Here is an 8,990-nt window from a genome sequence, read left to right as displayed (position 1 = left end):
ATAACACTAAATAGAAATCTTTATCTACTGGCGACCTCTCTCTATTTTTATATTTTTAAATTGCTAATGCTTCTCGTCTTTACTCATGTGTAGGTGGTTTTTAATTAAACACAACGTTTATGTATATGGAAAGTTGCGTGCTTGTGTGCGAGGATTTTCCGAAGGAAAATCAGATGCAAGCAAGCAAAGCAACTCACATTGGTTAAGCTAAAAATAGCAATTTTTTATATGCGGTGTTGCCATTAGTTTTTTTTCACTTGGGCAGCATTTGTTAAAATTCCGCCATATTTTTTTCCGTACTGATGTTTTGTTTGGATTTGAGCTTTCCAGTAAATCCTTTCAGTATCCAATTTCTTTTCGTAATGAAATCCGCCATTTTTTAAAGTAAGTGTGTCGGGATTATAAAGTTTCTTTGGATTATAAGAAATACTGTCAATAATTATTACACTCGTATATTGAATATCATTATTGTAACCAACAAAAACAATTTCTCCACTAATATTTGAATTCAGTTCATAAGAGTTTTTATAGGAAGGAATGTCTCTTACTGTTATACTGTCAAAAACATATTTATTTTTTATTTCCGCTACAATTTTTTTCAGACTATCATTTTCCGCACGCAAGTTTTCAATTTGCGCAATTTTATTTTCCGTTTGATTAATATCTGTGCAACTAAAAATTAATAAAGTCAGAAGTATATTTATTATCGGTTTGTTCATTTTTTCAAATTAATGGCAACGTGATTGTGTATGATTAGTGGCGTGTTTAAGTACCTAATTTAGCAAATACAAACCAAATAGAAAATCCGCGAGGATTTTCGTAAGTAGGCGAGGACTAGCCATTAATTATACACGGTGTTGTGAGCAGTACTTTTATCTTATTTATAGAATTCATCAGCCTGTTTTTCGTCTATCCTCATTCTTTTAATTTTCAATAAACCTGTGTTCAAAGCAGGTGAGAAATCCTCCCAAATTCTATTTAAATATCTAATATGCCTTTCATTCTGCTCGTTTGGAATTTCTACAATAACTAAAATCAGAATTGCATTTGTTTTCCTTAATTGACGATAATGATGAATTTTACTTAACATTTTATAAAGTCTATCCGTAAACATTGGTGAAATAAAGTTACCAGGTCTAATTTCCAAGAATATTTCTTTATCAACTTCTTTTATATAACCATCATAAATTGGACTAGAATCACTAATTGGGTCAATTCCGTCAAACTCTTTTAGTTTAACTTCTTTAAACATTTTTGAAATGTCAACATCATTTTCGTCAACATACCTATCTAAAGCATATTCTTCAATTTTTCTGTAATCAAGTCTTTTTCGTGCAGTAACATTGGTCTGGATTTCCTCGATTTCTTCTTCATTTTCTTCTTTTTCTTCTTCACTTGCTTTGTGGACACCAAAATGCTTTGAAAAATCAGAAGGAAGACCGTAAATATTAGTGTTACTTTGTCTTTGACTTACATTATTAGTTAGACTTATTATTTGGTTTAGAAGCTCCTTTTTTTCCGTTTCGACCTGTGTTATTTTTTCTTCTTTCTTTTTTATTTCACGGGATAGTGAGATTACTTTTCCAATTGAAAAATTGTCAAAAGATTCTGAAAGAGCTAAAATCAGCAGAAAGGCGATTAGAATAATCAGTCCAGCAGAAATGTCTGAAATGGGTTCATTATAGAAGAACTTAAAAATTACCATTGTAAATATTAGTCCAGCTAAAAGGATTAAAGCGATTCGGACGAACCAATTAATTTCTTTCTTATTTTCTTCTTTTCCCATAGTTTGTTATTGAAAATTGGTGTTTGTTTGTATTGCTCACAACGTTTATGTATAAGGAAAGTTGCGTGTTTGTGTGCGAGGATTTTCCGAAGGAAAATCAGAAGCAAGCAAACGAGCAACTGACATTGGTTTAGCTAAAACTAGCAATTTTTTTTATACGGTGTTGTAAACAGTTTTTATATTTTATATTTTAAACTAATTTGAATAACAGCATTAGTAAGCTTTCTTTTTACAGGATTAGGTAAAGCGGAATCGTATACATTTATAAGAGTGTTGTTTCCTTGATAAATATTAGTTTCAAGCGAAAAGTTATTAAATTCATAACCTATTCCAAGATTAATGCCGTAGTCAAAACTATCAATATCTCCCAAATCCATATTTTCTTTTTTAGTATTAATCAATAACCCAATTTGTGGACCAACAAATAGATAAGGTTTTGAGAAGAATTTAATATTTAATGGGATATTAATATAGGTCAATTTATAATCTATTTGAGTTGGCGCATTAAATCTATATTGGGTTTCTGTTTTCTTTCTGTCTCCTTGTTGAGAAAAAAGAATTTTTGGGTAAAAAGATATTTTATCGGATAGATTTAATTCCATAAAAGCACCTAGATGTAGTCCTCCAAAAGAGTTTTCCGTTTCAAAGTCCTTTAAGAAACCGTCAGTCAGTCGGGAATTATTTATACCTCCAATTACTCCATATTCAGCTTGTGAGAATAAAAATATAGGAAAAAATATTAAAGAAATCAGGATGCTTTTTTTCATACTATGTGGTTTTTTAATTGTTTACAACGGTCTCGTATAACCGTCAGTTACGGGTTTTAAGTTACTGTTTTTCGATTAAGAACTGACGCTCGCAATTCCGAGTGGATTCGGACGTAGTCGAATCCGCCGTAATTGCGGTTATACATTGTTGGCTGTAGTATTTTTTCCATCCGCTAATATATTATTATCAATTCCGATTCTTTCCTGCACCAATTATTTACATTTCCATTTTTGTCAATTAATAAATAATAAGTCGTGCTTTTTCTTTTATAATTTTCCGATACAATTACATAAAAATTCTCAAAATCATCTTTCTTATGATAGGGTTGAGAAATTCTTAAATTCATACCGCTACTACTTTTAGATTTTTTAATCCGAAACTGCTTTTTATCCAAGTTGTCATAATTCATAACGTGAGTTGGGGAATCAAAATCCATTTGTTCAAGAGCATAAATTCCGAAAATTTCTAATTCCTTTCCCTCTGTCAATAATTTTCCAGTCAGACATTCGTTAACTTGAAATTTATAAGAAGAGAAGTGAAAGTCAGTCGTGTATTTCGGAATTTTTATTCGTTTTTCGATAGGGAACTTTGTCAATAAACTGTCTTTGTAAAAATCAAATGCGATTTGTTCAAAAAAAGGAATTTCAACTTGCCCAAATCCAAGGTTGAAACTCAATGTTAATATTATAATCGCGATTTTTTTCATATTACAGCCAACGTTTATGTATAAGGAAAGTTGCGTGCTTGTGTGCGAGGATTTTCCGAAGGAAAATCAGATGCAAGCAAGCAAAGCAACTCACATTGGTTTAGCTAAAACTAGCAATTTTTTTTATACGGTGTTGTACACAGTGTTTAATCTATTTTATTTTTTCTGTCCAATATATTAAAGTATTCTTTGTCAAAATATAAATAATTTGACGTGTCGCTTTCTTTTCTATATATCTTGACGTATAGTACTCCTTTTTCTTTTGATATAGAATCATTTATTTGTACTAAATTATATAATCCATAATCTGAACCAATCTCTTTTCCATCGTATAGTTTTGTAGTCGGTGTATTATGATTCCAGCTAATATATTTTTCTTTTACTTTACCTTTAAAATTATATTCTAATGTTGACTTAATATCTCTTTCTCTTTTTTTATCAGCACTTTCTAAAAATCCCGTATAAATGACTAATGAAAAAATAATGATTGGTATTACCCAAGTTAAGATTTTTATTCCTTTCTTAACATTTTCGGGAAGTTCCAATTCATTGATGAATTTACCTATCGGTTTTTCCTTAGTTTTCATTTTGTGTTTTGAGTTGGCGACATTGTGTACAACGTGTTTGTGTATGATTAGTGGCGTGTTTAAGCACCTAATTTAGCAAATAAAAACCGAATAGAAAATCCGCGAGGATTTTCGTAAGTAGGCGAAAACCAGCCATTAATTATACACGGTGTTGGCATTAGTTATTTTATACATTTTACAAATCCATTCGCCATATTAAAGCATCCATTTGGTAAAGAGTCAACTAAATCATTATACAATTGTTCATAATTCATAGTTGAAGTCATTAGTTTGTCAAATCCAATGATTTTTTTATCAAATTCATTTTGTTTCGTCTTTTCGTTAGATACCCAAAACTCCTTGAATTTGTAATCAGTTTTATTCGAAAACTCTAGCAATATTAAATTCTTTTTACTTTCGCCAATTGGCATTGTAGATGAAGGAATTTTATCTAATTGTAGTTCAGTGAGTTTTTTATAAATATGAATTGTTCTTTTTTGTTTTAAGTTGCTTTCTAGTTTATAGTATTTTTTCTTTATTTCATTATTATGGTATTCCAAATTCATAGAATCAGGTTGTTTTTCTACAAAGCTTATTATTTTTCCTTTTGGTTTAAGGTCTTTGGTTTTCCAAATCTCGAGAATATGTCTAGGTGTTATGAATCTAAAATGAAATTCATTTTTTGAGATTTCAAGTGAGTCCACAGACAAGTCGATTAGGATTTTTTTGAAATAGTTGTAGGTATAACTTTTTTCTCCATTTGGTTCAGTTGGATATTCCATAATTTTATTTTGGCCATTAAGTCCAAAACAAAAAAGAAGAATTATAATTCCGATGTTGTTTTTCATAATTAATGCCAACGTTTATGTGTATGGAAAGTTGCGTGCTTGTGTGCGAGGATTTTCCGAAGGAAAATCAGAAGCTAGCAAGCAAAGCAACTAACATTGGTTTAGTATAAAACTAGCAATTTTTTATACACGGTGTTAGCTTTAGTTTTTATTGTTCAATTTCCGATTCAAATTCAGGTAATTCAAACTTTTCGTTCGCTATTTCCATACTTTCAAAATCAATTACTTCTATATTCAACTTTCCCATTCTAATTCGAAATGGTAAACAACCATATTTTTGAAAAATTAAATTTTTATGGTCTAATTTGAATTCCGAATAATCTATTGGATTGACTTTTAAATATTCGCTATTATACCATAATTCAGCTGTTCCCATTTTAGACTTTAATAGAATTTTTTTGCAAGGAATATTTAAGATAGAATCTATTTCTTCTGTTTCAATAAACTCTATAAATGCGTCCATTTCAGGATGTTCGTTAGTTTTTCTAACAACTGCTTCTTTTGAGTCTTCTCTCCAAGCATAGATTTTCTTTTTTTCAGGCGAGTATAATTCAAATCCATTTTCTAATCCAGTTGATGTTTCTGACATAAATCTATTCCCTTTGTAGAAATACTTTTGAAGCATAAATCCTTGTTCTCCAAAAACCGGTTTTAATATTCTTTCTTTAAATACACTATCAGTAAACATTTCCGGATTTGGGTTTTCCATCGTTGTTTTGTAAGTAACTTGTCCTTCAAAATTCTGACTAAAAGTCAAATTTGTAAAAAGGATTAAAATCAGATAAAGTATGTTTTTCATTCTGTTGCGAAATTAAAGCTAACGTTTTGTATAATTTTTAGTTGCGTGGATTAGGTACTAAAATAGCAAAAAAACACAAGCCAAAGGAAAAATCCGCAGGATTTTTCCGATTAAGTAACTACAAGCAATTAAATTTATACCATGTTATGTAGCGGTTTTGAATTTAGACAAAGATTTAAATGTCCTTTTTTTTTAGTTTTTGATATTTTTCTTTCTCCGCAATTTTTGGTTTTCCGTTTCCGTTTTTAGAATTCCGTTCTATTAATTTTTACTAGCTTAAATTTTTAGAAATTCCGCTATTTTTATAATTCCGCAAGCTTTGTTTTTTTATACAGTTCAAAAATCTAGTAATATTCCGCTTAATTTCCGCAAAATTTACGTTTGCTTTTTTCTGGGTTTTTACTGCTACATAACGTTTGGTATATGGAAAGTTGCGTGTTTGTGTGCGAGGATTTTCCGAAGGAAAATCAGAAGCTAGCAAACGAGCAACTAACATTGGTTTAGCTAAAACTAGCAATTTTTTATATACTGTGTTGGCAACCGTTTTTTATTAATTTTAAAATCATACATATGGTTAAAATCAAAATTCAGGGTAAATTGCATATGCAACTAAGCTTAGAACAGAACAAATTAGAGAAACAAAGAAACAGATTCTTAAAATATAGAAAATGGTTCTTCTTTCCACAAATGTTGCTTTTAATCCGCTTGTTCCGCCCAACTCATATTCTTTTTCTATTACCGTCTTCACAAGACGATGTTCGGTGTCAGAATCAGCATATAAAAAGATTAATCCACAAAGGATACAAAGTCCGAAGAGTATGATTGTAATTATAAATAGTTTAGATTCAATTTCAGAATGTATTTTTGTTTCGTCTTTTAATGATATTAAAATACCTAATAATATAGCAGAAACGGAAACTACGTTTTTAACCCATGCGTATTCTTTGTCGTTTGCTGAAACTCTAATTTTTAAAAGTCTTTCAGTATCATGTGCATTCATAATTCAATAATTGAGTGTGATTGGTAATGGTTGCCAACGCTTTGGGCTATGAGTAGTTGCGTGGTTTAGCACTTAACTTTGCAAGTACAAACCAAGTTGGAAATTCCGCAGGAATTTCCAAAATAGGCGAGAACAAGCAATTACTTATAGCCATTGTTGCCCACAGTATTTTTTCTTCCGTTATTGTTTTAATTCCATATACAACATTATTGAAAATCCCATTGCTATTACAATTCCAATTCCGTTGAGTATTTTCTTATTCTTGATTATTAAAGTCAGTATAAAGTCAATTAACAATCCAAAAAGTCCGATTACAATTAATCCAACCATATAGACAACTCCCCAACCTTCTTCATATGCTAAAGTTTTCCATTTAGCAATTGTGTAAACTATGCAACAAGCTAAATAAATAAGAAAATAAGCTCTTAAAATTGTCCACTTTTTCACTTGGTTAATTCTCAATAAATTGGAGCATCAAATTTTACAATTGTTGTGTCATTTTCTACGATAAAGTCAACCCAATGGTCAAGTGAACCTCCATTCGTGTAATATCCTCCACCACTAATTTCCTTTTTTCCACTTGCACGAGTAAAAGTCAGAGAGTAAGCTCCGTCAGATTTGTTTTTACGCATCGATAAAAATTCCGTAACGCTTTCATTCGGTTCAATTCGGTCAATTTTTATTATTTCCAGTTTTTCAGTCGTTGTAAATTCCACATTTGTTATCGGTTCGCTTGAGTCATTTTTGATTTTCATTTCTATTCCGTCTTTTTTGTAGAAAGTACAAGCGCTTAAAGTTAGAATCAAAATAAATGCAAGCAGTTTTTTCATATTGTGGGCAACGTTTTTATATATGATTTGTTGCGTTTTTCAAGCACTGAATTTAGTAAATAAAAACCGACTAGAAAATCCGCGAGGATTTTCGTAAGTAGGCTAGAACTAGCAATAAATTATATATGTTGTTGCCCACAGTATTTTATTCGTTTATAATTTTTTCCGTTTCAATTTTTGTCAATTCCTTAATTGAATTTAAATATTTTCTTTTCGGTTCTGTACTTTGTTCCAAATTCAGATTTACCTCAGAGAAATATTGATTTATTTCAGCATTATGCTCTGGTTCAGTAAAATAAAACTCGTAAGCCATAAATCCTATAAATTTTTGTTTTTCGTCAAGTTTAAATTCCGAATATTGCTCAATAAAAAAGTCAGGATTAAATTTTAAAAAATTCATAATTTCAAGTCCAATTGCTTCGGATAAAGCTCCGTCAGATTTCTCCACAATTACTCTGAATACTTTAAAATAAAATTCCAAATCATTTTTGTCTTTCGTAAACATTTGTTTTATGCATTCAAATGTCTGGTCATTGTCTGATGGATAAATTTCATTATTGAGAATAGCCTCCGCATATTTTCTGATTTCGGTAGTGTCAACTTTCGGTTTATTTTCAATAATTTTATTTTCTTCTTTAGTGAATGATTTTTCAATTATAACTTCTTTCTTATCGGCTTTTTTCTCACTTTTTTTCTTGCAAGAAATAAGAATAAATTGAACTATAAATAATATTTGAAGCAGTTTTTTCATATTGTGGGCAACGTTTATGTGTAAGGAACGTTGCGTGTTTGAGTGCGAGGATTTTCCGAAGGAAAATCAGAAGCTAGCAAACAAAGCAACGACCAAACGGTTGAACTAAAATAAGCAATGTTTTTTACACGGTGTTACCCAACGTTTTTATTTCTGTTATACAATTCAGTTTCTTTTCTTTCAAATGCTGGAATTGCTATAATGCTTTCCCAATTTTTATCTATTTCGGGAAATTTATTGAGCAATTCGGTCATAAAAATCCGCCAACCTTCGAATTCCTCTGTCGCAAAAGATATTTTATTACCAGACTCAATTTTTAAACAAATATCATCTGTTGTAATTCGGTCAACTTTAAATCCAGTCAGTTTTTCAATCTCTGACCATTGGAATTGAGTAATTTCTTCATCGTAATTGACTTGAAATCCCTTTTCGGTCAGTTCAATTTTTTCAATCCGTTTTTTCTTTTTATTCCAGAACATTATTCAATGGTTTTAGTCATTGCGATAGTCATCATTATTCCGATATATATAAATGGAATTGCACTTAATAAAATCCAAATCAGATTATTTTTCAAGTCAGATTTATGTTTAGAAATCAAAAGTATTGTGTTTATCAAAGACCATAAAATTCCACCATAAAACAAAATTAGGAATAGCCAATTTCCATAATTGTAAATCCAACTCCCTCTAAAAGGTTCAACTGCGTATTTGATAAAAAGTCCAATTAAGCAAATTCCAATAATTAGGATTCCACTTTTTTTAGTCCAATTTATATTTCGAAGTGTAATGTTCAATGTTTGGTCAAATGTTGGGTAACGGTTTTGTGTATGGTTTCGTTGCGTGAAAATCCGCGAGGATTTTCAGATTAAGAAACCAAGATAGTACATTTGCGAGGAAATTCCGAGTAGGAATTTCAGAAGCAATGAACTATACATGT

The 8,990-nt window shown here is 30.4% G+C and carries 12 protein-coding genes; all 12 read right to left on the bottom strand.

Annotated features, from left to right (window positions below; genetic code table 11):
- Positions 1-242: 242 nt before the first annotated feature.
- Positions 243-719: a hypothetical protein gene (locus ACFQ1R_RS13030; RefSeq protein WP_379926698.1), complete on the bottom strand. Its 477-nt coding sequence runs from the start codon at positions 717-719 to the stop codon at positions 243-245.
- A gap of 158 nt (positions 720-877) precedes the next feature.
- Positions 878-1,786, bottom strand: a complete 909-nt coding sequence (locus tag ACFQ1R_RS13025) for a hypothetical protein (RefSeq protein ID WP_379926696.1) — start codon at positions 1,784-1,786, stop codon at positions 878-880.
- 176 nt (positions 1,787-1,962) lie between these two features.
- Positions 1,963-2,553, bottom strand: a complete 591-nt coding sequence (locus ACFQ1R_RS13020; protein ID WP_379926694.1) for a porin family protein — start codon at positions 2,551-2,553, stop codon at positions 1,963-1,965.
- Positions 2,554-2,726: 173 nt separating this feature from the next.
- A complete protein-coding gene (locus tag ACFQ1R_RS13015; protein WP_379926692.1) occupies positions 2,727-3,260 on the bottom strand; it encodes a hypothetical protein in 534 nt (177 codons plus the stop codon).
- Positions 3,261-3,406: 146 nt separating this feature from the next.
- The gene (locus tag ACFQ1R_RS13010; protein ID WP_379926690.1) at positions 3,407-3,847 is read right to left on the bottom strand and encodes a hypothetical protein; all 441 of its coding nucleotides are present in this window, start codon (positions 3,845-3,847) and stop codon (positions 3,407-3,409) included.
- Positions 3,848-4,008: 161 nt separating this feature from the next.
- Positions 4,009-4,674, bottom strand: coding sequence for a hypothetical protein (locus ACFQ1R_RS13005; RefSeq protein WP_379926688.1), 666 nt, complete (start codon positions 4,672-4,674; stop codon positions 4,009-4,011).
- 148 nt (positions 4,675-4,822) lie between these two features.
- Entirely contained in the window at positions 4,823-5,431 is a 609-nt protein-coding gene (locus ACFQ1R_RS13000) for a hypothetical protein (protein WP_379926687.1), read from the bottom strand.
- 622 nt (positions 5,432-6,053) lie between these two features.
- Positions 6,054-6,473 (bottom strand): hypothetical protein, encoded by a 420-nt coding sequence (locus ACFQ1R_RS12995; RefSeq protein ID WP_379926686.1) that lies wholly within the window; start codon positions 6,471-6,473, stop codon positions 6,054-6,056.
- 180 nt (positions 6,474-6,653) lie between these two features.
- Positions 6,654-6,920: a hypothetical protein gene (locus tag ACFQ1R_RS12990; protein ID WP_379926685.1), complete on the bottom strand. Its 267-nt coding sequence runs from the start codon at positions 6,918-6,920 to the stop codon at positions 6,654-6,656.
- 11 nt (positions 6,921-6,931) lie between these two features.
- A complete protein-coding gene (locus ACFQ1R_RS12985; RefSeq protein ID WP_379926684.1) occupies positions 6,932-7,303 on the bottom strand; it encodes a hypothetical protein in 372 nt (123 codons plus the stop codon).
- 145 nt (positions 7,304-7,448) lie between these two features.
- The gene (locus ACFQ1R_RS12980) at positions 7,449-8,054 is read right to left on the bottom strand and encodes a hypothetical protein (RefSeq protein WP_379926683.1); all 606 of its coding nucleotides are present in this window, start codon (positions 8,052-8,054) and stop codon (positions 7,449-7,451) included.
- A gap of 134 nt (positions 8,055-8,188) precedes the next feature.
- A complete protein-coding gene (locus ACFQ1R_RS12975; RefSeq protein ID WP_379926682.1) occupies positions 8,189-8,533 on the bottom strand; it encodes a hypothetical protein in 345 nt (114 codons plus the stop codon).
- Positions 8,534-8,990 lie beyond the last annotated feature (457 nt).

The organism is Mariniflexile jejuense, from assembly GCF_042675665.1.
Lineage (GTDB): Bacteria > Bacteroidota > Bacteroidia > Flavobacteriales > Flavobacteriaceae > Mariniflexile > Mariniflexile jejuense.
This window is presented reverse-complemented; position numbering and strand designations above follow the sequence as displayed.

Coding starts and splice junctions, on each gene's coding strand:
- ACFQ1R_RS12995 (WP_379926686.1), bottom strand. CDS start 6,473: ATGAATGCACATGATACTGAAAGACTTTTAAAAATTAGAGTTTCAGCA.
- ACFQ1R_RS13015 (WP_379926692.1), bottom strand. CDS start 3,260: ATGAAAAAAATCGCGATTATAATATTAACATTGAGTTTCAACCTTGGA.
- ACFQ1R_RS13005 (WP_379926688.1), bottom strand. CDS start 4,674: ATGAAAAACAACATCGGAATTATAATTCTTCTTTTTTGTTTTGGACTT.
- ACFQ1R_RS13030 (WP_379926698.1), bottom strand. CDS start 719: ATGAACAAACCGATAATAAATATACTTCTGACTTTATTAATTTTTAGT.
- ACFQ1R_RS12980 (WP_379926683.1), bottom strand. CDS start 8,054: ATGAAAAAACTGCTTCAAATATTATTTATAGTTCAATTTATTCTTATT.
- ACFQ1R_RS13025 (WP_379926696.1), bottom strand. CDS start 1,786: ATGGGAAAAGAAGAAAATAAGAAAGAAATTAATTGGTTCGTCCGAATC.
- ACFQ1R_RS13020 (WP_379926694.1), bottom strand. CDS start 2,553: ATGAAAAAAAGCATCCTGATTTCTTTAATATTTTTTCCTATATTTTTA.
- ACFQ1R_RS12985 (WP_379926684.1), bottom strand. CDS start 7,303: ATGAAAAAACTGCTTGCATTTATTTTGATTCTAACTTTAAGCGCTTGT.
- ACFQ1R_RS12975 (WP_379926682.1), bottom strand. CDS start 8,533: ATGTTCTGGAATAAAAAGAAAAAACGGATTGAAAAAATTGAACTGACC.
- ACFQ1R_RS13010 (WP_379926690.1), bottom strand. CDS start 3,847: ATGAAAACTAAGGAAAAACCGATAGGTAAATTCATCAATGAATTGGAA.